The organism is Roseofilum capinflatum BLCC-M114 (assembly GCF_030068505.1).
In the GTDB taxonomy this organism is placed as follows: domain Bacteria; phylum Cyanobacteriota; class Cyanobacteriia; order Cyanobacteriales; family Desertifilaceae; genus Roseofilum; species Roseofilum capinflatum.
The window spans coordinates 44,369-68,994 of the sequence record NZ_JAQOSO010000087.1 but is presented as its reverse complement, the minus strand read 5'-3'; the positions used below and the strand labels follow the sequence as shown (position 1 = coordinate 68,994).

Below are 24,626 nucleotides of genomic sequence, written 5' to 3'. Positions count from 1 at the left end.
ATTTACCTTGCCTGTTTCATCCTAGATTGAGAGTTTGGCCAAGGAATATTAGCACGTTTGGCCAATTCACGTGCCACGGCGATCGCACCCCATTGATTAATATGGCTGGGATCGGCAAAATAGTCAGGATTTTGTAAATTTTTTAGCTCAGGGTGAACCAAATTCACCACCTTTAAACCTTGATGATTGACCCACCCATTAAGTTCCTGATGAAACTCTTGTTCATAGCCCAAACGGACTGGATCGAGATAATCGGCCGTCAGGGGAAGATTGACGAATACTAAGGGGATCTGCCGTCTTTGGGTATAAGCAACCAGTTGAGAAAGGGCGATCGCCTGTTCTCCCTGAAGATAAAATCCACTATAATCGCCATCAAACTGTCCGGCAATGCGAGGATACTGAGTATAGTAAGTTTGTGGATTAAAGACTTGCTCAACCGGTAAAAAGCCCAAAGGCGTTAAATCGCTCAACGTGCGGTTCGCCTGAATAGTGGCTAGAGCCTTCTCCCAGATTGAAGCTTGATGGCGTTCAGAAACCGGAGGCAATAGACAAGGAGAACTTAAGGTATGAGAGAGTAAGGATATCGATGGCTCTGAACTGGCAAAAGGTACAGGGAAGTCATAACACTGCTCGCCATCTGGTAACAGTAGGGGAACCATAGGGCGCACTCCCTGCAAGAGGAGTTGATAGCCTTCCGAGGTAAGAATTGATTCATAGGTACGATCGCGCCGACCGCTATTAAATGCCCGTACTCCATCAGCCCAGAGAATCAGACGAGGAAGTTGATCGGGGGTAAGAATTTCCCGAATTAATAGATCGACCACTTGGGCTGTGGCCCCATTAATGCCAAAATTGTAGATCCTCAAGGGCCCGGAAGATCCCTCCCCTAGGGCTTTTCTTAAGGCTAAAGGATCGACCCCTTGCAGGGCGCGGGAACTGCCCACAATTAGAATATCAGGGGGCCCATATAAGGCCACTTGATATAAATACCAACCCAGATGCTCATTGAGTCGTTGACTGCCAAAATTAGCCGGAGTAAAGCGGGTTAAACCCGGTTGGGGAAATCCTCCCTCCATGGCTAACCATCCGGAAACCCCAGATTCTTGAGTCTCCAGGGTAGAAACCTGAGTGGGTTGGTGGGCATAGGCTTGCCAGAGGCGATCGCTACTTTCCCAAGGTAGGAGGACACTCGGCAAGAGGAACAACCAGAAGCTTATCACCATAGATCCATTTTGATGCTCTTTTCGTAAGATAAAGGCGATCGAGGCATAGTGGCATAGATTTATTAAATGAGTTGATGTTACAAAACTTTATTATGTTACCCTCATCCTCTATACTACCCAAAGGCTTATTTGTACGAGTTACATGAAGGAGTACCAAATCGCATGATGGTGTCGGAGGCACAAAGACCCCTGACCGTTCCCAAAGAGTTGCTTCATCCACCTGAGACGTTTTTGAATCTCAATGTGATCATGTTTATGGCAGCTCTGATCTTAATTGGACTGTCAGTCTGGGGATATTGGTGGGGGGGGTTACCCCATTGGCTCTCATTTGTTGAGAGTATTTTGGCATTGCATTTAGCAGGAACGATCATTCATGATGCCTCCCATAATGCTGCACACCGCGATCGCCTACTGAACGCCATTCTCGGTCATGGTAGCGCCCTCATGCTCGGTTTTGCCTTCCCCGTGTTTACCCGCGTCCATATTGAGCATCACCTCAACGTCAACGACCCGGAAAACGATCCCGATCATTTTGTCTCCACCGGGGGCCCCCTCTGGCTGATTAACGCTCGCTTCTTCTACCACGAGATCTACTTTTTCCGGCGCAAACTGTGGAAAAACAATGAGCTGCTCGAATGGTTTCTCAGTCGTTTAGTGGTCGTGGCGATCGTCGCAGCCGCCTCTCATTGGGGGTTCTTAAGTTATATCCTCAACTTCTGGTTCGTTCCCAGTGGTATCGTTGGCTTGGCCCTGGGCTTATTCTTCGACTATCTTCCCCATCGCCCCTTCCATGAAACTGCCCGATGGAAAAACGCCAGAGTTTACCCCAGTCCCATCCTCAATCTGTTAATCTTTGGGCAAAACTATCATCTTGTTCATCATCTTTGGCCCTCCATTCCCTGGTACTACTACCAAAAAACCTATGGAGTCATGAAGCCTCTGTTAGACCGCAAAGGCTGCACCCAAACCCTAGGACTGCTAGAAAAAAAGAGTTTCTGGAGTTTCCTGTACGATGTATTCATCGGCATTCGTTTCGGGGGGCATGGCAAGGCTAAAAATTAGCTAGATTTGATCGGCTCCATCCATTCGATCCAGAAGTTGATATAATTCTTCAAACTGGAAAGAATCCGTCAAAGCCTCTAAAGATTTAGCTAGACCTCGATCGTAGTCTTGTAGTTCAATAAGGAGCTGCAACATATAGTCTATATCCCCCTCTAGGATAGCTTGGCGAAAGTTTTTATTCCAAGCGTGGGGCAGGTTTTGTAGTTGTTCCAGAGTTGATGCGGGAGTAACGGGAGCTGATTTCTGGCAACTAGATGTGGAGATAAATTGTGCATTGAGATGCTGTTCGAGAATGGTAAGAATCTGTTCTTGTTTAAAGGGTTTGCCAATAAAATCATTACAGCCTAAATTAATAAATTTGCTCTGGTTTTCAGCAAATGCACTAGCACTTATAGCGATAATTACCACTCGGCCATCTGGCATTTGTTGACGGATCTTTTGCGTTGCTTGTTCGCCATTAAGTTTGGGCATTCTCATATCCATAAAAATGAGATCGGGTTGCCAAGCTTGACATTGTGCAATTGCTTCTTCACCATCCCTTGCTTCCAGGACTTCAAAACCCCAATTCTTTAACATAATCACCAGCAGTTGACGATTCATTTGATTGTCATCAACCACCAAAATTCGATACTGAGGTTGATCGGGAGCTAGGCTAACTTGGTCATTGTTATGGGTTAATTGCAAATCACAAACGCTTGATTCTTGGGCAATGGGAATATCAAACTTAAAGGTTGTACCTTTTCCTAGTTCACTCTCGACGGTTAATTCGCCTCCAAGTAAATGCACAAATTTTTGACTGATCGCTAACCCTAATCCTGTTCCTTCTTGACTATTTTTTCCACTTTTAGTTTGTACAAATGCTTCAAATAGATGGTTGATTTCTTCCGAGGCAATGCCTACCCCTGTATCGCTAACTTCAAAGAGTAGATGGTTGCTATCTAGACTTGGGAGTTTAATGGTTAGAGTTACGGAGCCTCGATCGGTAAATTTAATGGCATTATTGAGTAAATTAACTAAAATTTGTTGCAGTTTCGTTTCATCAGTATTCAGGAGATCGGGAACATCGGGTTGGCGGTTGATCTTCAACTCTAATTCTTTTTTATCAGCTTTTGGCACGAACATCACTTCAAGATTTTCGAGTAGAGTTTCGAGGGGGAACGTTTTAGGCTCAAATGCGATATGACCGGCTTCAATTTTGGAAATATCGAGGACTTGATTAATTAAGCTGAGTAAATATTCGCCACTATTTTCAATAATTTTTATGAATTCGCGATCGCGTTGAGAAAGGGTGGGACTATTGATTAAAAGCTGGGGATAGCCGAGGATAGAATTGAGAGGGGTACGAAGTTCGTGGCTCATATTGGCCAAAAAGGTGCTTTTGGCTTGATTGGCAGATTCGGCGGCTTCTTTGGCTTGTTGTAATTCTAACTCTAGTTGTTTGCGATCGCTAATATCTAAGGCAATCATGGTTGCATTCCAGCATTGTTGCTCTTCATCCCATGTAGAATTATGGGTTTGGGAGATCCATCGAGTATTGCCGCTCTTATCATAAATTCGATACTCATAGACTCCCCTTTTTTCGGCAAAAATATCAGTCAACACTTGTTCTTCAATGAGTTCCCAGTCCCTGGGATCAATCCGGGAAACCCACAAATAAGGATCGGAGATTAACTCATGCGGGGCATAGCCAGAGATGATCTCACTACCTTCAGAGACTTGATTGATTTTCCAGGTGCGATCGGCATACACTTGTAAGTAGGTGATCGCACCACTGGCGCTATTAAAAATTCTTTTGAGTTTTTGCTCTGAGGCTTGGATGGACAGTTCGAGTTGTTTACGCTCTGTAATATCTTTAGTGACGACCAGTACATAGGTTTCGTTTTGGATTTGGCATAATTCAGCCGAAACCAGTACGGTTTTGATTGCACCTGATTTAACTTTTATGGGGAGTTCTAGATTGGAAACACTTCCTTCTGATTTGAGGATATTCAAAAATCGTTCTCGATCGCTCAAATTTCCCCAAAGTTGCAAGTCTAGTGTAGTATAACCAATCACTTTGTCACGAGAGTGTTCTAGGAACTCAATCTGCCTCTGATTGGCTTCTATCAGTTTTCCGTCAGACAGATTAACAATAGCAATAGGATCGGGGCTAGTGCGGAAAATTGTAGCAAATTTTTCTTCTGATTCCTGTAGAGCGTTTTGAAGCTGCTCGGCAGTGCGCTCAAATGAGTCAGATAAACAGGAGATTTCGGCGATCGCACTGTGCTTACCCATGGAGGGTTCCCAGTGTCGTTCGGCTAAGGCGATGCTCTCTTCGCTGAGGCGCTGAATGGGGGTAGCAATGATCTGTGAAGTTAAGGTTCCCGTTCCTAGGAAAATAATGAGGGCGATCGCCGATAATTTTAAGGTGCGGTTTTGATTGGCTTTAATTTCAGCCGCAAAATCGGATTCTGGAATCGAGACAACAATCAAGCAATCGAGTCCATAGTCATCTGCATAGGGGGTAATCTGCACAAACTCCTTTCGATCCTTAATCTTAAAACTGAAGGTTTGAGCCTGTTTGATATTTTTCAATGTGCCAAAACGCTCTTGCAGTGCCAAGACAATCGCCTGAGTGTGTGGATCTTTAGATTCTATGAAGGGGGGTTCTAGGGTAGACGTGGCCATCAAGTCTCCAGAACGTTTTATAATCGAACTTTGACCCCATTGAGAGAAGTTTAATTCACTCAAGAATATGCTCAGTTCTGATCCATTTATAGGGGAGGCAACACCCTCCTGAAAAGACTCAAGATTGTTGAATTTAAAAACGGGTTGATTTCGAGCCTCTCGATCTCCTTTTGAGACTTCTGGGGGAATAAGACTGTAATCCTCAATTTCTTGACTAATTACGCTGGATGTATTGGTTAATAAACGATGGGAAAAATCATTAACAGATGCTTGACTGGTATTGTAAGTCAAGTATTGTACTAGACCCAGAATGATGACTAATTGCACCAAAAAGGGGACAATCAAAACAACTTGTAGAGGAAATTTCAAAGATCGCAGTTTAGAGATAATATATTTCATGGCTGATAATCGGCCCTAGACAGACTTGTGATAACGAATTAAACCCAATCGAGCTAAGTTATTTGGGGTGTAATACCATCATATCTCTGGTTTTCAGATTCGTGGGTTTATTCGGTTTCACATCTCCAAGTAGTTTTCGTATAACTTAGTCTGGTCAAGTTAGAGGTTTTTCAAGCTCCCGCTATAATGCCTAAGCGTTTAGCGGCGAGTTCTTGACTCTATTTTCTCATAATTATGGTAAAATAAGGATACAATCAACAGCTCCTTTCAGGAAAATAAAAACAGTAGATTCCTTGAGTACCCCATCAAACAGTCAAGAAATACACCTCAGTTTGGCTCGCGCAAGTATTCGCCGATCGCTGGCCCAGTATAACCCCTTGCTGCGCCAGGATCGTACTCTGGCGATTCAACCGGAACTGAAAATACTTAATGCTAACCTGGAAAAACTGGATCAAAATGTGATTCGGATTGCTGCGTTTGGCTTGGTGAGTCGGGGAAAGTCGGCGGTTTTGAATGGATTAGTGGGGCAAAAAATTCTGCCCACCGGCCCCATTCATGGGGTGACGCAATGGCCGCGATCGGTGCGTTGGATACCCCAAGGACAAAGTAAGGTGCAAATCGAGTTAATCGATACTCCTGGACTCGATGAAATTGGCGGCGAAGTGCGGGCGGATATGGCCAGAGAAGTGGCCCAAGAAGCGGATTTAATTCTGTTTGTGGTAGCCGGAGATATTACCCAAACAGAATATGATGCCCTGCTGTTTTTAGCCCATACCCACAAACCGTTAATTTTGGTCTTTAATAAGGTTGATTTATATCCCGATCCGGACTTAGAAGCTATTAGCCGCAATCTGCAACACTTGGGGCAACCGCAAGAGTTAACCCAACTGCTGACGACAAAGGAAATGGTGCGAGTGGCGGCCGAACCGATGCCCAGACAAGTGCGGGTGGAATTACCCGATGGCCAGGTGCGCTATGAATGGGAATATCCGGCTCCCCAAATTGAGGAATTGCGGGCAAAAATTTTGCAGGTGCTGAACCGGGAAGGGCGATCGCTGCTTGCCCTGAATGCCTTAGTGCAAACCCAAGCCGCCGAAGCCAGAATTGCCCAAAAAACCTTGGATGTTCATCATCACCAGGCAGAAGCCCTGATTTGGCAGTATGCCCGCTCTAAAGCCTTAGCCATTGCCGTTAATCCCATCGCTCTCTTAGACATTCCAGGGGGGGCGATCGCCGATTTAGCCCTGATTCGCGCCCTCAGTCGCTTATACGGCTTACCCCTCACCGATCGGGAAGCGCGAAAACTGTGGACAACCCTGTTCTTGAGTTCTGGAGGCTTAATCTTAGGGGAACTGATGACTATTCTTCTGGGACTCGGAAAAACCGCCGCCACCGTCATCGGAGCAACCGGAGAAACCGCCGGGTTAGGCGCTTGGATATCAGGAGCAATCGTGCAAGGGGCGATCGCCGGTTATGGAGCCTATCAAGTCGGGCAAATCACCCGCATCTATCTGCAACAAGGCTGCACCTGGGGCAATTTGGGGCCAAGTACCGTTATCGAGCAAATTCTCCAAGAACTCGATTCCCAAGCCATCCTCTATCGACTACGCCAGGAAATCGAGTCCTCGCTCTATTAGGGATGGGGTAGGGATGGGGAGATCTCCAATTACCCATTCCCCATTCCCCTCTGAATCTTGATAGGATTTAAAACGCTCAATCGCAAACACAGAAGGTATAAGCATGGCATCCATCCGCGAGTTGCACCAACAGCTTGTGACGAAAGAGCGATCGGCTGTAGAGTTGGCCCAAGAGGCGATCGATCGCATTGAAACCCTAGAACCAAAGCTCCATAGTTTTTTGGCAGTGATGGGAGAACAAGCCTTAGCCCAAGCCAAGGCTGTGGACGAGAAAATCGCAGCCGGAGAAGAGATCGGGCCGTTGACGGGGATTCCGATCGCCATTAAAGATAATATGTGTACCCCTGGAGTGCCCACTACCTGCGCCTCCAAAATTCTCCAGAACTTTATCCCCCCCTACGAATCTACCGTTACCCAAAAGCTCAAGGATGCAGGAGCAGTCATCGTCGGCAAAACCAACCTGGATGAGTTTGCCATGGGTAGCTCCACGGAAACCTCTGCCTATCAACTCACCGCCAACCCTTGGGATTTAAGCCGCGTTCCGGGGGGTTCATCCGGGGGTTCGGCGGCGGCTGTAGCTGGCTCAGAATGCCCGGTATCCCTCGGATCGGACACGGGGGGATCGATTCGGCTTCCGGCTTCGTTTTGCGGCATTGTGGGCTTAAAACCGACCTATGGCTTAGTGTCCCGATATGGCTTGGTCGCCTATGCCTCATCCTTGGATCAAATTGGCCCCTTTGGGCGCACTGTAGAAGATGCAGCTATTGTTTTAGAGGCGATCGCCGGTTACGATCCCAAAGACTCCACCAGTCTCAACGTCAAAATTCCCCACTATGCCGATTTACTCAAACCCAACCTCAAATCCAAAGGACGGTTAAGAATTGGCATCATTACCGAAACCTTTGGCGCAGGACTCGATCCAGAAGTCGATGAAGCCGTCAAAAAAGCCATTAGCCATCTACAAGATTTAGGCGCAGAAATTCAAACCATTTCCTGTCCCAATTTCCGCTATGGTTTACCCGCCTATTACATTATTGCCCCCTCCGAAGCCTCCGCCAATCTAGCCCGGTATGATGGCGTAAAATACGGCTTCCGGTCAGAACAAGGCGATAACTTGCTCTCCATGTACGAACAAACCCGCGCCCAAGGATTTGGTCAAGAAGTCAAACGGCGGATTATGATCGGAACCTATGCCCTATCCGCCGGATATTATGATGCCTATTATCTCAAAGCCCAAAAGGTACGCACCCTAATTAAACAGGACTTTGAAAAAGCCTTTGCTTCAGTGGATATCTTAGTGTCTCCCACTGCTCCAACCACCGCATTTAAGGCGGGAGAAAAAACCAAAGATCCCATTAGCATGTATCTCTCGGATTTAATGACCATTCCCGTCAATTTAGCTGGTCTACCTGGTTTAAGCCTTCCCTGTGGATTCGATCGCCAAGGGCTACCCATTGGACTACAACTGATTGGGGATGTGTTGCGCGAAGATATGTTATTGCAAGTAGCCCACACCTACGAGCAAACCACCAACTGGCACTTAAAACAACCCTCTCTGTAGTCACGACAACTCCGGGGTTGGGTTCTTTTTCTGTACTATTAAGAGAACGGATAGCCACGGGGTTGCTCTTCGTTTGTTGTTATTCCCCTTAGAATCATGTTGATGGCCTTATTTCATCAAGGATTATGGATTTTTTTGGCCGGTTTAGCGATCGCCTATGGAACACTCTGTTGGTATTTTTGGGCTACACAAACCCGGTTGATTTTTTTCCCCGTCGAAGAAATTACCCGCACCCCAGCCGATATTGGGTTAGACTATGAGGACATTTGGGTAGAGTCTGTGGAACCCGGAGTCAAGTTACATAGCTGGTGGATTCCCAATGAAAGAAGCGATCGCGTACTCCTCTATCTCCATGGTAACGCCGATAACATTGGCGCAAACGCCTATCACTCCGGACGATTTTACCATCTTGGCTTTTCCGTTTTCCTCTTCGATTATCGCGGATATGGTCAATCTCAAGGGGAATTTCCCACGGAAAAACAAGTTTATGACGATACCCAGACCATCTGGCAATACTTGGTCAAAGAGCGGGGGATCGCCCCAGAACAGATTGTAGTGTATGGTCATTCCCTAGGGGGAGCAATAGGTATAGAGTTAGCCACAAAACACCCCGAAATTTCCCATTTAATCATTGAAGGATCGTTTACCTCACTGCGGCGCATGGGCGATTATCGCTATCCTTTACTCAATATCTTACCCATCGATCTTTTATTGCAAAATCAATTTAATTCCCTAGCTAAAGCTCCTCACTTAAAAATGCCCACCCTCTTCATTCATGGCCTACAAGATACCGCCGTTCCCTCCTTTATGAGCGAAGAACTTTTTGCGGCTGCTCCAGAACCTAAAAAGCTCTGGCTCTTTCCCCCTGGCGATCATAGTACCGTTGCCCCTCTCGCTGGAGAAGAATACTTCAAAACCATTCGCGAATTTGTCGAAATGCCCGCTTTTCCCATTCCCAGTCATTATCTCAGTCCCAAAAAATAAGCCACGTTCATTGTTCATTGATATTACTGGGGCAGCGCAAAGCGCTGTATAATGACCATCATTGTTGCTTCATCCCCGATCGCCTTATGTCTTTCGTAGGATTACATATTCACACCGACTATAGCCTCCTCGATGGTGCATCTCAAATTGCCCAATTGGTGAGCAAAGCGCAGGAATTAGGAATGCCCGCGATCGCCATTACCGATCATGGGGTGATGTATGGAGCAATTGAGTTAATTAAAGCCTGTCGCAATAGTCCAGTAGATCCCATTATTGGCAATGAAATGTACATCATTAATGGGGATATTGAGACCAAATATAAGAAAATCAAGAAATATCACCAATTAGTATTAGCGAAAAATACTCAAGGGTATAAAAATTTAGTTAAGCTAACCACAACATCCAACTTAAAAGGTATTCAAGGCAAAGGAATTTTTGCCCGTCCTTGCATTAACAAAGAACTGCTTGAACAGTACCATGAAGGGTTGATTTTAACCAGTGGCTGCTTAGGGAGCGAAATTCCCCAGTTAATCCTCGCAGGAGATATGAAAAAAGCGCGAGAAGTGGCGAAATGGTATCAAAAATTATTCAAAGACGACTATTATCTAGAAATTCAAGACCATGGATCGCAAGAAGACCGAATTGTGAATGTGGAATTGATGAAAATCGGTCAAGAATTGGGGATTAAACTGGTAGCTACCAATGACTCCCACTTTATTTCCTGTTATGATACGGAAGCCCATGACGCGCTATTGTGCATTAATACTGCCAGTTTAATTAGCGATGAGAAGCGGATGCGCTATAGCGGGACGGAGTACCTGAAAACGGCTGAGGAAATGGCGCAGTTATTCCGGGATCATCTTCCGGAAGCAGTGATTCAGGAGGCGATCGCCAACACCCTGGAAGTCGCGTCAAAAATCGAACCTTACAAAGGCATTCTCGGAGAGCCTCGCATCCCAGATTATCCCATCCCCAAAGACCACACCCCCGACACCTACGTGGAAAAACAAGCTTGGGATGGACTCCTAGAACGCTTACAACTCAAAAGTCGAGAAGAACTCAAACCTGCCTATAAAGAGCGCCTTGAATATGAACTCAAAATGCTCCAGCGCATGGGATTCTCCACCTATTTTTTAGTCGTTTGGGACTATATCAAATATGCCAGAGATAATAACATCCCCGTTGGGCCCGGTCGCGGTTCTGCTGCGGGTTCATTAGTTGCCTATGCCTTACGAATCACCAATATTGATCCCGTTCACCATGGACTTTTATTCGAGCGATTTTTGAATCCAGAACGGAAATCCATGCCGGATATTGATACCGACTTTTGCATTGAACGGCGAGATGATGTAATTGAATATGTAACCGAAAAATACGGTAAAGAACGGGTTGCACAAATTATCACCTTTAACCGCATGACCTCAAAAGCCGTGCTTAAAGATGTGGCACGAGTTCTCGATATTCCTTACTCAGAAGCGGATCAAATGGCAAAAATGATTCCCGTTTCTAGGGGGAAACCCACTAAGCTAAAAATCATGGTTTCCGATCAAACACCAACACCGGAATTCAAGCAAAAATATGAGTCAGATGATCGGGTTCGTCAGTGGATAGACATGGCGATGAGAATTGAAGGAACCAACAAAACTTTTGGAGTTCATGCTGCTGGCGTAGTTATTTCTAAAGAACCCTTAGATGAAATTGTTCCCTTGCAACGCAATAATGATGGAGCCGTAATTACCCAATATTCCATGGAGAATATTGAAGCCTTGGGATTGCTGAAAATGGACTTTCTGGGCTTAAAAAACCTGACCACGATTCAAAAGGCTTTAGAGTATGTGGATAAAAATCATCACTTAAAACTTGATCCCTATGATATCCCGGCTGAAGAACGCAAAGCCCAGGAAACCTATCTGCGGCTTAAGAAGTTACCCAAAGATGTGGATAAAACCTATAAAGTTCTAGAAAAAGGAGATTTAGAAGGTATTTTTCAGTTGGAATCTTCTGGGATGAGGCAAGTGGTTCGGGAACTGAAACCCTCTTGTATTGAAGATATTTCTTCTATTCTCGCTCTCTATCGACCGGGGCCCCTTGATGCGGGTTTAATTCCCAAGTTTATTAACCGCAAACATGGCATTGAGCAAATTGTTTATGAGCATCAACTGTTAGAGCCGATTTTGAATGAAACCTATGCGGTTTTGGTCTATCAAGAACAGATCATGAAGGTGGCTCAGGATTTAGCGGGCTATTCCCTAGGGGAAGCGGATTTATTGCGCCGTGCCATGGGTAAAAAGAAGATGTCAGAAATGCAAAAACATCGCAATATTTTTATGGATGGGGCAGCGAAAAATGGCATCGATAAAACCATTGCTGAAAGTTTGTTCGATCAGATGGTTAAGTTTGCTGAATATTGCTTCAATAAATCTCACTCTACCGCCTATGCTTATGTGACCTATCAGACCGCTTATCTGAAAGCCAATTATCCGGTGGAATATATGGCGGCTTTGCTGACTTCTAATAGTGGAGATCAGGATAAGGTGGGTAAATATATCGCCAATTGTCGAGAGATGGGGATATCGATTGAACCGCCGGATATTAATCGATCGGGTGTGGAATTTACGCCGACTGAAAACCATACTATTTTATTTGGCTTATCGGCGGTGAAAAATTTGGGACAGGGGGCAATTGATTGTATCTTAAAAGCTAGAGAAGAAGGGGAATTTAAGGCATTGGCGGATTTGTGCGATCGCGTGGATTTACGAACGGTGAATAACCGCGCTTTAGAATCTCTAATTAAATGCGGTGCGTTTGATGGTTTTGATGATAATCGCGCCCAACTGTTAGCCGATTTAGAAAAGATTGTACCCTGGGCCCATAGTCGAGCAAAAGATCGGGAAATCGGCCCCAATTTATTCGATATGTTGGGCAATACTCCCTTTAGTAGTCAAAACACCAATAGTCGTGCCCATGAAGTCGCCCCAAAAGCGGCTCCTGTGCCGGAAATTAGTTTAGCTGATAAGCTGCAAATGGAGAAAGAATTGCTTGGCTTTTATGTTTCTGAACATCCCCTGAATTCGGTTACTCAATTTGTGCAACATTTAGATCCACAACCCATTCCTCTATCCCAGTTAGAAGAAGCGCCAAAGCGCAAGCCGGTTAAAGTCTTGGCTATGATTACAGACATTAAGGAAATCATGACTAAATCGGGTAAATTAATGGTGATTCTCAATCTGGAAGATTTAAGCACGAAGGCAGAAGCTAAGGTTTGGGGGGATGACTATGAACGAGTTAAAGGTAATTTAGTGACTGAAATTCCAGTGATTTTAACGGGAAAAGTGAGCTGCTGGAACGATCAAACGCAACTGACGGTTAGCGAGGCGGAAAAGGTGAAGTTAGAAGAGATTCAAAAGCCGATAGAGGGTGAACTCGAATCCTCTGTCAAATCTCCTATTGAATCACCCGTTAATGTCATAGATTCTGATTCTATTTCTACTCCTGTAGAGCAAGAAATTTCCCCAAATCCTGGGCCTAACATTGAGAGTCAACCTTCTGGGGTTGTTTCTTCATCTCCTGTACCTGATGTTCGCCAATCTTGGATTGTGATTACTCTGTCTTTGGAAGAGGCTTCTGAAGCAGTGATGCGAAATCGGCTGAAATTATTATTAGAGGAGTATTCGGGACAAACAAATACCCAAACTTATCCGGTTCTGATTGTGATTAAAGGCGATCGCTTTGGATTTTCGCAAGGGGTGAAGCTTCCTCTACAATGGCAAGTTCAAGATCCGGATGCTCTGGTGGAACGACTGCGCCAAGAGCAGGTAGCGGTTGAGTTTAAACCGTTAGAGTTGCAAAACTTGCGAGTGTAATTATCCATTAAAAATTAAAAATGGGTCTGGGTCGTTTACCAACTGTACTAGGGCGGGTTCACGGAGAGGGTTGATGCGATTTCTAGATCTGGGTGAACCCGCCCCTACAATGGGTTTTAAGGATCGGAGGCTTTGGCTTGTTGAGATTTAACGGCTTGATAAAATCCTAGGACAATGAGGATATTGGAAATACTGAGGAAAATTTCCGCGCCGCCATGGAGCCAGTCTACATTAGCGAGGGCTTCATGGTAGACGACTTGGGCATAAATCCCGGCGGGAATGGTTACGCCTACAAAGACTAAGGTCATATAAAAGCCAATTAGGGCTAACCGGGGCATTTGTCCAGAGCGGGTAATAAACCATAGAAATCCTAAATAGGGAAACAAGGATATTGCAAATAGGGCATCTTTAGACATTGTTATATAGCGCTTCGCGCTAGGCAAAAGGCAAAAGGCAAAAGGCAATAGAAAGTGTCCTAACACTTCCTTTACTCTGCCATAATCGTTGAGTTTTAAGCTTGAGATTGGGTTTGTCGCCACAGGAGCCAACCGGCGGCGCAAAGGGTACAATTGCCGACAACGGTCATGGCGGCTTGTAGGGTAACAATCCATTCTAGGTTGGGATCGTTATCGAAGAAATGCCAGGTGCAGGCAGACATGGCGCTGATGAGGGCGGGAAGCATGGCGAGGGAAAACCACACCCAACGGCGATCGCCGGTTAATTCTCCATAACGCCAAATCAGCCAAATGGCCATGAGCCATTCAATTACACTGGAGACATGAATCACCCAAGTGGGAATTGACAGTACATTCATAAATTGGTTGAATCCAAAACGCCAGACCTTATTTTACCTTGATGGGGTATGGGGAGAATGGGAAGGATCGAAGGAGAAAGAAGATTAAGTTGACTAGGATTTCCCCTGAATCGAGTTTAATCATCACGTACCCTTAGAATGATCGCCCTCTCTATTTTGGGTGGGTGTTGAGTTTGAGAATGGAGTTTTATGGTTTTCTGGTTAAAACAATCTCCCCTCAGAGGGTTTTGGGCGATCGCCACCCTTACCTATCTGATCTCTGGATCGCCGGTATCTGCGTTTCCCGATACCCAAAATTACTGGGCTTCTGACTGCATTGAACGACTGTCCTCTGGACGGGGATGGGTGGGTTATCCCGATGGCACATTTCGCCCGAATGCTTCGATCACTAGGGCAGAGTTCGCCACGATGATGATCAATGCTTTTCGCACCCATTCCTTTTCTGAGCGGGAGGCCATTACCTTTAAGGATGTTCCCTCATCCCATTGGGCGTATCAGACGATTAAACGCTCCTATGAGCTGCAATTTTTTAGCGGATACCCCGATCGCACCTTTCGCCCCAACCAACCCATTACCCGCACCGAAGCCTTTGTGGTTCTCCAAAGTGCCAGCGACTTTACCGCACCAGAAGAGATTGAAGCCTTTCTCAATCAAGTCTTTGATGATGTTGAAGCGATTCCCAACTATGCAAAAGAGGCGATCGCCAACGCCGCGATCGGTCGATTGATCCTCAACTATCCCCAAGTGCGGCAACTGCGCCCCACCGAACCCGCAACTAGAGGGGAAATGGCAGCCACCTTTTGCCAAGTCCTGACGATTTCTCGCACCCTACCCCAAGCCTACATCGCCGTTGGTGAAGACCCCTTTGACTTGCCCCCAGAACTGGGTGGCATCAGTGAATTTTCGGAAGGGTTAGCTGTTTTTCGCGGCCCCAACTTCAAAATGGGTTACATGAACCCCCAAGGGGAAATTGTCATTCCTGCCCAATATGACTATGCCAGCATCTTTGAAGATGGCATTGCCAGGGTGAGAACCGGTAGCCTCTGGCAAGTCATTACTCCAGAGGGTAAAGTTACCCTGGAACAAAATGGCTATATTCCCCAATTTTCTGAGGGTTTAGTCCGTCTGGGTCGCAGCTATCCCTACACCGCCATTTATAACCGGGACGGAGAATTTATGTTTGAAATTGACCACTTTATTGATGAATTCTCCGATGGTCTAGCCTTAGTCAAACTGCAAGAGCGCGGCGGTTATGGGTTTGTCGATCGCACTGGAGCCTATGTGATTGACCCCCAACCCTATGAAGTCTCTTCATTTTCCGAGGGACGAGCCTGGATTTTGCAGGAAACCGAGCCAGGAAAGCCCCGTTACGGCTTTATCGACAAAACTGGAAAAATTGTCATCGAACCGGTTTACGAGGAAGTAAAAGCCTTTTCTGAAGGGCTGGCGGCGGTGAAAGTCGGTGGACTCTGGGGCTATATTGACCGCTCTGGAACAATGGTAATTGAACCTCAATTTCAACAGGCTCAACCTTTTTCTGAAGGTCTCGCAGGTGTTCAGGGAGACAGCACTTGGGGCTATATTAATCCTGAAGGAACCTGGATGATTGAAGGGGGATTTCATGTGCCCGAATTCGCCCAAATTCAGCCGATAGAACCGTTTGAAAATGGATTAGCGATCGCGCGAATTGGCGATCGGGCAGGGGTCAAGGATCGCCAGGCGAATTGGGTTCTACCTGTGGAATTTGTCGATATTGCCGGTGTTTCCGATGGGTTAGCCTTTGTGAATGTGGGAGGACGCTGGACAACAGAGGTTACGGGTACAAATATCCCCCCAGATTATCCTCGACGCTCTGTGATGACTGGAGGCCGTTGGGGTTACAGCAGTTTGCGCTATAAAATAAATGAGGAGTTTTAAGAGAACCCATTACCCATTACCGATTACCGCGCGAAGCAGAGCTATAGAGAGAGACTTACAACAGACCACGATAACGGATAAAAATCAGAATCACTGCCCACGATCCCAAGGCCACTTTCAGGGCGACCAAAATATTCAAAACCGGAATAATCCCACCGCTCAAGAGTGTCCCTAACTCTCCTTGGGGTAGCTCTACACCGACTAACGTAATGGCAGCTAAGACAATAAAGATTAAAACCGAGATCTTTTCCCAGGTGGAGGCTTTCCACCGCTCATAAATCTGTTCCATCCGTTCTGACGGGGACGTAATGGCAATCAAACCGATCGCCGTTCCCCCAGCCACACCTGCCGCAAAGCCGCCTCCGGGACTTAAATGGCCGCGGATAGCCAACTCGATACAGACTAAAGCGGAGATGATAGCCCCCAAACGGGCTAAAACGATAGAGGGTTGGTCGGTAAACTGGCGAACCATCGCCGACGGCTGTTCATTGGCTAACAAAAACTTAGCGCCCATAATGGCGATCGTAAACACCACCACCTCAAAGATGGTATCGTAGAGCCGATTTCTAAAAATAATCCCCGAAACTGCATTCGGTACGCCACTATCTTGAACCACCAACTCCACCATAGAGGCCTCTAAACTCTCCAATGTCGGATTTTTCATCACCAACATTTTCACTAAAAAAATCAGTCCTGCGACCAAATAGAGCCAACGTATCCCCATTTTCCCCTCACTTACTTCACATCACTAGGCATGGATAAACTGGTGACCTCACTGGGTAACTCAGTCTGCATAATCTCATAAAGCCGTTCTATCCGAACCGTCGTATGATAGGGTTTGGCTGTTTTCTGCTCTCCAGAAGGAAGACAAGTGGCGTGAATTTCCTTATCCAGCAGGGCTTGATCCAGGCTCTTGCGATCGCCATAGGACACCAGATCGAGGCGCATATGATATTTATGTAAGGTCTGCTGTAAGCCATCAATCAACGCTTCAAACTGGGGATTTTCCTCATCCATCCCTTCAGAAATCATGCCCAAACGCATCACCAAAGACGATCGCACCGCTACCGCATATAAGGTAATCGCCAGCATTGTCCCCACCAGGGCCTCGGTTAGGGCCACATCCGCCCCACCCAACACCGCATAGACGAGAGCCGCTATAGCTCCCAATATTCCCCGAATCACCAGAGCATGATAGGGGTTAGTCTGAAGGACAACCAAACCAGCCGCTAAAGGCAAGAGAGCCACAATTAACAATAAAGAGATCTCAGTCGTCATCATTCCCCCCACTGGAACAATAGGCTAAGACATACCCTAAAACTGTATTCCAAATCGCTAGAGAAATAATGCCCAACACCAGCAAGGGCCATTCCCTGGGAATTTGCAGCAATAAACCAACAATCATACTCATGGAACCGAGGGTATCGGCCACAGAGAGACTATGGAGCTTAAAGAGAACGGAGCGATCGCCCACTAAAGGCCAAGTGCCCCAAAACCAGAACACAATCCCCACTCCCATACAGATATAACTCAAGGTATTAATCATGCTTCCCCCATCCGTTTAATTACATGGGCTAACAACATTAAGGCCGCATTGCCCACACTTAAAATAATGATACCGACCAAGCCAATCATCCAATCATCCCGCAACACGGAGACAATTAAGATCATCATCGAAGTTTTGGTCGCAATACTGGCAAAGGCCAACATTTTCTGCCAAATATCCTCATCCTGGCAAGCCTCATATAAGGGAATTAACAGGGCAAAAATCATCAGTACCAAGATTACAATCATCCTTCTAAAGTCTCCATCCCTGTATCTGGGTGTCTATCAGTTTGCGTGTCCCCCCGTCGTTTCCTCCGTCTCACCCAGTGAACTTCATACCATCCCCTCGCATGATATTTGACCACAATGGTTTTGGGGGTAAAGGTAATCAAGAAAATATCTAAAAAGATCAATCCCGGAGTGCGATTCGGTTTGACTTGCTCCAAGGTCGTCTCTTCCTCCTTATGGGGCCACACCATCAACTCGATCGCCTCTTTGTAGGCAATGGGAATGGCGACGAGAATCTCCCAGAGAGCGTTGAGCCAATCTTTTAAGACGGCTGGTGCAGTTACAGATCGAGGCAAGATCAAGGCCACTGCTATGCCAATAATGATATTGGCCCGGCTCAAATCGGAGGTGAGCAAAAACCAGATGGTTAGTCGTAATATCAGATCGAGGTATCCAATCATGGCAACACCATCCAGAAAAGGAGTAACAGCATTAAACTCATCATCCCCATGAGATGATCCAACTCCTCCAGCATTCGGGGTAGTTTGATCTTTGAGTTGCGGAAGATAAGAAAGTAGGCCAGCCAACCCAGGGCGATCGTTGCCAGAGGTTTGATGATATTGGCTAGGGTATAGGCTTCATAATAAACGACGTTTGCCCCCACCAGTCCACCAATTAAGACCACTACAGCTAACCAGAAACCGATCGATTGTTTTTTATCTCCCTCTTTTGCGGGTTCATGGGGCAAAAAGATTAACTTAGCAAAGGAGATGGCAGTTCCCAAGGCAGCAATATTCATGCCGATTACCTGCCAAGGCATCAGGTTTTTCATGGTCAGGACTTTTGCGCCAAACCCGGAGAGTAGGGGAAAACCTGAAATCGAGAAACTCGCCATCGTTAGGGCAATCCACAGAGCATTAGGAATCGGTTTATGGTGCAATTCTTTCAAGTTTCGACTCGGTAAGTTTCCCCCAACCAAGAATAGGGCAGATTTGACCAGTCCGTGGGTGAGGGCGTAGAATCCTCCCACTTCTGGGGCTGCCAGGACAAAGCCTAATTGGGAAATGGTATGAAAGGCTAACATCCGTTTGATGTCTTTTTCAAACACGGCATAGCCTACCCCTAATACGGCTGTACCTACACCAAAGATCCGCACAATGGGGTCAATGTCTTCTAACATGAGGGCGCAGCGCACCAGGGGAAAGACTCCGGTTTTGACCACGACTCCGGAGAGCAGGGCGGAAACGGGGGTTTCGGATTCGGAGTGGGTGAGGGGTAACCAGAGTCCGGAGACGAAGATGCCGCCTTTGGCAAGCAGTCCCAAAAAGATGAGGGCGATCGCCTCTGTGGGAGCATTGGTGAGTCCGGCAAAGGCAAAGGAGTTGTTGGCTTTATAGACCAGGATGGCTCCTACTAAGTAGAAGAGCATGGCCACATTGCTGACAAAGAGATAACGCAATCCTACCCATACGGAGCGATCGCTCCTCGGATAAGCAATCAGCAGAAAGGAGGCGATGCTAATCACTTCTAAGGCAACATAGACACTCAGCCAATCGGCACAAATAAAAACCGAGTTGACACTGCCCTGTAAAATAATCAGTTGAGCATAAAAGAAGGCACTTTTATTGGTGCGCCAACAGTAAAGCAGAACTGCTGCACAGACTAGGGCATTGGTGAGGATAAAGAAGCCACTTTGCTGATCGATGGTGAGGGTAACCCCGAAACTATCGAGCAATTCTAGGGTAGTGGGTTCCGGTTGCCGAAACACAAACGTCGCATAGGCAATGGAGACTAGGGTTACCCCAAAGGCCAAAAACCAATCGAGCCTCGGTAGGAGGTAAATCCCTAGTCCGGCAATAAAGGGAAGAGCAAGCCAGGCGATCGTTAAGTGAGTCATGGTGTATAATTCTTTTCTATCGCCTTGGTTTCTAGGGTGGGGTTATCTCGCGCCAGTTTCATTACCCCCACCAGCATTAGCGCTTGAATGGAAAAGCCGATGACAATGGCCGTTAAAATTACCGCTTGGGGAACCGGATCGGCATAATCTACCGTTTGAGTTTCATCTAAAATGGGCGTAAACAGCCCCTCTCGTGAGGCGATCAAGATATAATAGGCGATCACTCCGGTACTCATCACGTCCATGGAGATGATCTTCATTACGAGGTTCTTTTTCAGGATAATCCCGAAAAATCCCAGCAAAAGGGTGATTAGGATACAGGCTTCTAACATCAATTGGAAATGGGGGAATGGGGGAATGGGGAATGGGGAGACACACAGATAAATGACTCCCAACTCCTGACTCCTGGGAAAGCTCTTTAAAAGAATACACAATTTCCGGTCTTTGAAAACCCTTAATCTCTGAAATCCTGGGTCAATGACAACCATGGGTTCTCATCAATGTAATCAAGTTAACCCTTTTGATGAAAATAAAGCCGGGTTAAATCTAGATATCCAATTAGGGTAAGACCATCCAGAATAAGAGCAGCAACATTAAACTCATCATGCCGATCAGATGGTCGAACTCTTCGAGCATCCGGGGGAGTCTGACTGTTACTTGACGAAAGACGAGCCAGTAAGCAGCCCAACCCAGGGCGATGGTTGCCAGAGGTTTAATGATGTTGGCGAGGGTATAGGCTTCATAATAAAAGGCGCTCACACCGATGAGTCCACCGATTAATAGAGTAATCGCCAACCAAAAACTGATGGGTTTCTGTTTGCCTTCTTCTAATCGTTGATGGGGTAGAAAGATTAATTTCCCATACATCGTTGCCGTTCCCAAGGCGGCAATATTCATGGCGATTACCTGCCAAGGTAGGAGGTTTTTCAGGGTGAGGACTTTTGCGCCAAAGCCGGAGAGCAGGGGAAAACCAGAGATGGAGAAACTGGCAACGGTGAGGGCAATCCACAGAGAGTTAGGCATTGGGTTCTGTTGCAGTTCTTTCAGGTTCCGACTCGGTAAGTTTCCCCCAATTAGGAAGAGGGTTGATTTCACTAACCCATGGGTGAGGGCGTAGAATCCTCCGACTTCGGGGGCTGCAAGAATAAAGCCCAATTGAGAAATGGTACTGAGGGCTAACATGCGTTTAATGTCTTGCTCAAATACGGCATAGCTTACGCCTAATAGGGCTGTGCCTACGCCAAAGATTCGCACAATGGGATCGAGGTCTTCTAGCATCAGGGCGCAGCGCACTAGGGGGAAAATTCCCGTTTTGACCACGACTCCGGAGAGGAGGGCAGAAACGGGGGTTTCGGATTCGGAGTGGGTGAGGGGCAACCAGAGGCCGGAGATAAAGATACCGCCTTTGGCTAGAAGTCCCAGGAAGATGAGGGCGATCGCCTCTGTGGGAGCATTGGTTAGGCCGGTAAAGGCAAAGGAGTTGTTGGCTTTATAGACTAGAGCCACTCCCACCAAGTAGAAAAGCATGGCCACATTACTGACAAAGAGATAGCGCAATCCTACCCAGATCGTGCGATCGCTCCTCGAATATGTAATCAACAAAAACGCGGCGATGCTAATCACTTCTAAGGCGACGTAGACACTGAGAAAGTCAGCACAGATAAAGACTGAGTTAACGCTGCCCTGTAAGATGGTAAGTTGGGTATAAAAGAATGGAGTTTTATTACTGCGCCAACAGTAGAGCAAAACCGCCGTACAGACGAAGGCATTGGTAAGGATAAAGAAGGCGCTTTGGCGATCGGCGATCAGGGTAACGCCAAAACTATCGAGGAGTTCTAGGTTGATGGGTTCCGGTTGCCGAAACACAAAGGTGGCGTAGGCAACGGAGACTAGGGTTACCCCAAAGGCTAAAAACCAATCGAGCCTCGGTAGGAGGTAAATGCCTAGTCCGAGGATAAAAAAGAGCGTAAGCCAGGTGATCGTTAGGATAGTCATGGTGTATAATTCTTTTCTATCGCCTTGGTTTCTAATGTGGGGTTATCTCGCGCCAGTTTCATCACCCCCACCAGCATCAGGGCTTGAATAGAAAAACTGATGACAATCGCTGTTAAAATCACTGCTTGAGGAACTGGATCGGCATATTCAACTATTTGAGTTGGATTGAGAATAGGAGCAAAAACCCCCTCTCGTGACGAGATCGAGATATAGTAGGCGATCACTCCAGTAATCATCACATCCATGGAGAGGATCTTCATGACGAGGTTTTTTTTCAGCATAATGCCGAAAAACCCGGAGAATAGGGTGATTAGGATACAGGCTTCTAACATCGAAGGGTTTAGGGACTCATGGGGATGGGTTATGCTCTGGAAAGCTTTTTAAAAGAATACACAATTTCCTGCCCTTGAGAACGATGAGTCCCTTCAGTCATCAGTAAGGAAAACCATTGGTTATCATCAAAATAAAAATGAAAAGGAGTCTACAAGAAGGGATCGATCGGGTCATATCATTAGGCAGTTTAAGTATCGAGCAGATCCCGGTGGAACTCTTGCCAGCTCATCAACCCTTGGGCTATCAATCGGCGATCGCCCTTAAATTATCTTCCCACAGCGATCTCTCTCCTCTCGATCTCGCCACAAAACTGCTAGAGTCCCTCTGTCTTCAAGAGAACATATCCGGGTTTTCCCTCTCCGTTCGTTCTCCCGGTTGGATTCAATTTCATTATGGCGATCTGAAGTTAGCCGAGCAACTGCAAACTCTGCTGGCAAGTCCCTTAAAACTCGCTCATCATCCCTGCTCCCTCGATCGCCATTCTCCAGAAGTATTCACCTGGCAAGTAACCCACGCTCGCTGTTGTGCCCTCTTACGTCTAGGGCAAAATCAGGGATTAATCCATCTGGAGCCGTCTACATTCAGAATCAGAGAACCCGATCGCATTCCTTGGTTACATAACGGCCAATTTCAACTCGTTCACCCCAGCGAACACACCTTAATCCGCTCCCTACTCTATATCTGGGATACTCTCCATGACGATCCGACCGCCTCGCGTCTTTTGTCCTTAACTCGAACCTTCAGTCAAGATATCCTGAGATTTGAGCAAAACTGCCGCATTTGGGGATCAACATTAAAAGAAAATCGCCAACTTTCCCTCAGTCGTTTAGGATTAGTGGCGATCGCCGGCAAAACCATCAAAACCCTACTAGAAAAAGGCTTAAGCCTAACTGCTCCCCCAGAATTGTAATCGATTCCAGAGGCTATCCCTCGTTGTCCGCTCAAAAAATTTTTCTTCAAGGGATGACAAACCCAAGGGAGTAAGTTATATTGACTATCGTGTGAGGAGCGAACCAGTGAGGACACCGAGACGAAACACGGCCAGTCGTCGGTGTCCTTTCTGATTTAAATCTAAAATTAAATCCCTTCACGAGAATAACCGCTAAAATCAAGCCATAAATCCAGATCGCTCCTTGGTATCATATTAGGGAAGTTTTGAAACATACGTCCTGAATTGATTATGGCAGCAGCAATTAAAAAAGGTTCAATGGTACGGGCTATCCAAGAAAAACTGGAAAATTCCCTAGAAGCTTCCGCAAGCGATACCCGTTTTCCTCCCTACATTTTTGAAACCCAAGGCGAGATCATGGACATCAAAGGTGACTACGCTCTAGTCAAATTTGGTCAGGTTCCTACCCCCAATATTTGGCTGCGTGTCGATCAACTAGAGTTGTTCAACTAACAAAAAACGAGACTTGGCCATGGTTAAATCTAATCAATCGATCAATCCCCGTGTCGGTGTCATTGGAGCAGGAAAAGTCGGCAGCACTCTGGCGCAACGAATTGCAGAGAAAGATTTAGCCGATGTGGTTCTCTTAGATGTGATCGAAGGGATGCCCCAAGGCATCGCCTTAGATCTCATGGAAGCACGGGGAGTCGAACACCACGATCGCCAATTAATCGGTAGCAATAATTATGCGGATTTGGTTGATTGCGATATTGTCGTGATTACCGCAGGGAAACCCCGCACACCGGGCATGAGTCGGGAAGAGTTGGTCGAAATCAATGCCAAAATCGTTAAATCTGCTGTCAAAGAGGCGGTCAAGCACTGTCCTGAAGCCATCTTTATTTTGGTGACTAATCCCCTAGATGTGATGACCTATTTGGCCTGGAAAGTCAGTGGTCTCGATCCCAGTCGGGTGATGGGAATGGCAGGAGTTCTCGATTCAGCAAGGTTTGAAACCTTTATCTCCCTAGAGTTAGGATGCTCGATCGCCGATATTCAATCTTTGGTATTAGGAGGACATGGGGACTTAATGGTTCCCTTACCTCGCTTTTCCACCGTTCGCGGCATTCCCATTACCGAATTGATGGACAAAGAAACCATCGATCGCCTCGTCGATCGCACCCGCAAAGGCGGTGCAGAAATTGTGCAACTGATGAAAACCGGTAGCGCTTATTATGCCCCGGCATCCTCCGTCTGTCTGATGGTGGAAGCGGTGTTGCACAATCAGGCCCGCTTTATGCCTGTGGCCGGATATCTACAAGGCCAATATGGTTTAGATGATATCTACATGGGGGTTCCCTGTAAATTGGGATACAAAGGAATTGAGCAGATCCTAGAGTTACCCCTACAAAAGTCGGAAATAGCTGCCCTCCGTGAGTCTGCCGAAGTCGTGCGTAAGGGTTTGGAAATGGTCGAAGGTTTAGTGGGCTTTGATTAGTCGCCAATACAGAAGAGGGTTAGATCAAATCTGGTGAATTGGATTCAAGAAGCGGGCAAGATGCCCGCACTCTTCAAATTCTTTGATATGACTGGAGTGGGAGCATCTTGCTCCCTA

22 protein-coding genes are annotated in these 24,626 nt (G+C 46.5%); 9 read left to right on the top strand and 13 right to left on the bottom strand.

Annotation, left to right across the window (positions count from 1 at the left end; translation table 11 throughout):
* Positions 1 to 2: 2 nt before the first annotated feature.
* A complete protein-coding gene (locus tag PMG25_RS16505; protein WP_283767995.1) occupies positions 3 to 1,223 on the bottom strand; it encodes a hypothetical protein in 1,221 nt (406 codons plus the stop codon).
* A gap of 162 nt (positions 1,224 to 1,385) precedes the next feature.
* Here PMG25_RS16505 and crtR point away from each other — a divergent pair, with 162 nt between their 5' ends.
* The gene (crtR, locus tag PMG25_RS16500) at positions 1,386 to 2,285 is read left to right on the top strand and encodes a beta-carotene hydroxylase (protein ID WP_283767994.1); all 900 of its coding nucleotides are present in this window, start codon (positions 1,386 to 1,388) and stop codon (positions 2,283 to 2,285) included.
* Here the strand turns inward: crtR and PMG25_RS16495 are convergent, their stop codons facing one another.
* Entirely contained in the window at positions 2,286 to 5,351 is a 3,066-nt protein-coding gene (locus PMG25_RS16495) for a PAS domain-containing hybrid sensor histidine kinase/response regulator (protein ID WP_283767993.1), read from the bottom strand. It lies immediately after the preceding gene.
* A 293-nt stretch (positions 5,352 to 5,644) separates the two neighbouring features.
* Here PMG25_RS16495 and PMG25_RS16490 point away from each other — a divergent pair, with 293 nt between their 5' ends.
* The 4 genes from PMG25_RS16490 to PMG25_RS16475 all read left to right on the top strand — a co-directional run bounded on the left by PMG25_RS16490 (position 5,645) and on the right by PMG25_RS16475 (position 13,396).
* Positions 5,645 to 6,988 (top strand): GTP-binding protein, encoded by a 1,344-nt coding sequence (locus tag PMG25_RS16490; RefSeq protein ID WP_283767992.1) that lies wholly within the window; start codon positions 5,645 to 5,647, stop codon positions 6,986 to 6,988.
* 103 nt (positions 6,989 to 7,091) lie between these two features.
* Positions 7,092 to 8,549, top strand: coding sequence for an Asp-tRNA(Asn)/Glu-tRNA(Gln) amidotransferase subunit GatA (gatA, locus tag PMG25_RS16485; RefSeq protein WP_283767991.1), 1,458 nt, complete (start codon positions 7,092 to 7,094; stop codon positions 8,547 to 8,549).
* A 96-nt stretch (positions 8,550 to 8,645) separates the two neighbouring features.
* Complete coding sequence (locus tag PMG25_RS16480) at positions 8,646 to 9,533, top strand: alpha/beta hydrolase (RefSeq protein WP_283767990.1); 888 nt, start codon at positions 8,646 to 8,648, stop codon at positions 9,531 to 9,533.
* Between the two features lie 86 nt (positions 9,534 to 9,619).
* A complete protein-coding gene (locus PMG25_RS16475) occupies positions 9,620 to 13,396 on the top strand; it encodes a DNA polymerase III subunit alpha (protein ID WP_283767989.1) in 3,777 nt (1,258 codons plus the stop codon).
* A 116-nt stretch (positions 13,397 to 13,512) separates the two neighbouring features.
* Here PMG25_RS16475 and PMG25_RS16470 read toward each other — a convergent pair whose 3' ends face one another.
* Positions 13,513 to 13,812, bottom strand: a complete 300-nt coding sequence (locus PMG25_RS16470) for a DUF3593 domain-containing protein (RefSeq protein ID WP_283767988.1) — start codon at positions 13,810 to 13,812, stop codon at positions 13,513 to 13,515.
* A 95-nt stretch (positions 13,813 to 13,907) separates the two neighbouring features.
* Positions 13,908 to 14,210: a DUF2499 domain-containing protein gene (locus tag PMG25_RS16465; RefSeq protein ID WP_283767987.1), complete on the bottom strand. Its 303-nt coding sequence runs from the start codon at positions 14,208 to 14,210 to the stop codon at positions 13,908 to 13,910.
* 189 nt (positions 14,211 to 14,399) lie between these two features.
* Here PMG25_RS16465 and PMG25_RS16460 point away from each other — a divergent pair, with 189 nt between their 5' ends.
* Positions 14,400 to 16,127 carry a WG repeat-containing protein gene (locus tag PMG25_RS16460; protein WP_283767986.1) on the top strand — a complete coding sequence of 576 codons (1,728 nt, stop codon included), beginning with the start codon at positions 14,400 to 14,402 and terminating at the stop codon, positions 16,125 to 16,127.
* Between the two features lie 55 nt (positions 16,128 to 16,182).
* On the opposite strand, the gene PMG25_RS16455 is transcribed toward PMG25_RS16460, so the two are convergent.
* The 9 genes from PMG25_RS16455 to PMG25_RS16415 form a co-directional block, all read right to left on the bottom strand.
* Positions 16,183 to 16,851: a Na(+)/H(+) antiporter subunit B gene (locus PMG25_RS16455; RefSeq protein WP_283767985.1), complete on the bottom strand. Its 669-nt coding sequence runs from the start codon at positions 16,849 to 16,851 to the stop codon at positions 16,183 to 16,185.
* A gap of 11 nt (positions 16,852 to 16,862) precedes the next feature.
* Entirely contained in the window at positions 16,863 to 17,408 is a 546-nt protein-coding gene (locus PMG25_RS16450; protein ID WP_347178855.1) for a DUF4040 domain-containing protein, read from the bottom strand.
* The gene (locus PMG25_RS16445; protein ID WP_283767983.1) at positions 17,395 to 17,673 is read right to left on the bottom strand and encodes a monovalent cation/H(+) antiporter subunit G; all 279 of its coding nucleotides are present in this window, start codon (positions 17,671 to 17,673) and stop codon (positions 17,395 to 17,397) included. Before PMG25_RS16445 ends, PMG25_RS16450 begins: the two co-directional genes overlap by 14 nt.
* The gene (locus PMG25_RS16440) at positions 17,670 to 17,921 is read right to left on the bottom strand and encodes a hypothetical protein (protein ID WP_283767982.1); all 252 of its coding nucleotides are present in this window, start codon (positions 17,919 to 17,921) and stop codon (positions 17,670 to 17,672) included. Before PMG25_RS16440 ends, PMG25_RS16445 begins: the two co-directional genes overlap by 4 nt.
* Positions 17,918 to 18,361 (bottom strand): hypothetical protein, encoded by a 444-nt coding sequence (locus tag PMG25_RS16435; RefSeq protein ID WP_283767981.1) that lies wholly within the window; start codon positions 18,359 to 18,361, stop codon positions 17,918 to 17,920. The genes PMG25_RS16440 and PMG25_RS16435 overlap by 4 nt, the downstream gene beginning before the upstream one ends.
* Positions 18,358 to 19,797, bottom strand: a complete 1,440-nt coding sequence (locus PMG25_RS16430; protein ID WP_283767980.1) for a cation:proton antiporter — start codon at positions 19,795 to 19,797, stop codon at positions 18,358 to 18,360. The genes PMG25_RS16435 and PMG25_RS16430 overlap by 4 nt, the downstream gene beginning before the upstream one ends.
* Complete coding sequence (locus PMG25_RS16425; RefSeq protein WP_347178859.1) at positions 19,794 to 20,129, bottom strand: cation:proton antiporter subunit C; 336 nt, start codon at positions 20,127 to 20,129, stop codon at positions 19,794 to 19,796. Before PMG25_RS16425 ends, PMG25_RS16430 begins: the two co-directional genes overlap by 4 nt.
* Before the next feature lie 226 nt (positions 20,130 to 20,355).
* Positions 20,356 to 21,792: a cation:proton antiporter gene (locus PMG25_RS16420; protein WP_283767978.1), complete on the bottom strand. Its 1,437-nt coding sequence runs from the start codon at positions 21,790 to 21,792 to the stop codon at positions 20,356 to 20,358.
* Positions 21,789 to 22,124, bottom strand: a complete 336-nt coding sequence (locus PMG25_RS16415) for a cation:proton antiporter subunit C (protein WP_283767977.1) — start codon at positions 22,122 to 22,124, stop codon at positions 21,789 to 21,791. Before PMG25_RS16415 ends, PMG25_RS16420 begins: the two co-directional genes overlap by 4 nt.
* Positions 22,125 to 22,261: 137 nt before the next feature.
* Here PMG25_RS16415 and PMG25_RS16410 point away from each other — a divergent pair, with 137 nt between their 5' ends.
* From PMG25_RS16410 to mdh, 3 genes are all read left to right on the top strand, one after another.
* The gene (locus PMG25_RS16410) at positions 22,262 to 23,035 is read left to right on the top strand and encodes a hypothetical protein (protein ID WP_283767976.1); all 774 of its coding nucleotides are present in this window, start codon (positions 22,262 to 22,264) and stop codon (positions 23,033 to 23,035) included.
* A 270-nt stretch (positions 23,036 to 23,305) separates the two neighbouring features.
* Positions 23,306 to 23,527, top strand: a complete 222-nt coding sequence (gene ndhO, locus PMG25_RS16405) for an NAD(P)H-quinone oxidoreductase subunit O (protein ID WP_283767975.1) — start codon at positions 23,306 to 23,308, stop codon at positions 23,525 to 23,527.
* Between the two features lie 19 nt (positions 23,528 to 23,546).
* Entirely contained in the window at positions 23,547 to 24,509 is a 963-nt protein-coding gene (mdh, locus tag PMG25_RS16400) for a malate dehydrogenase (protein WP_283767974.1), read from the top strand.
* Positions 24,510 to 24,626: the final 117 nt, after the last annotated feature.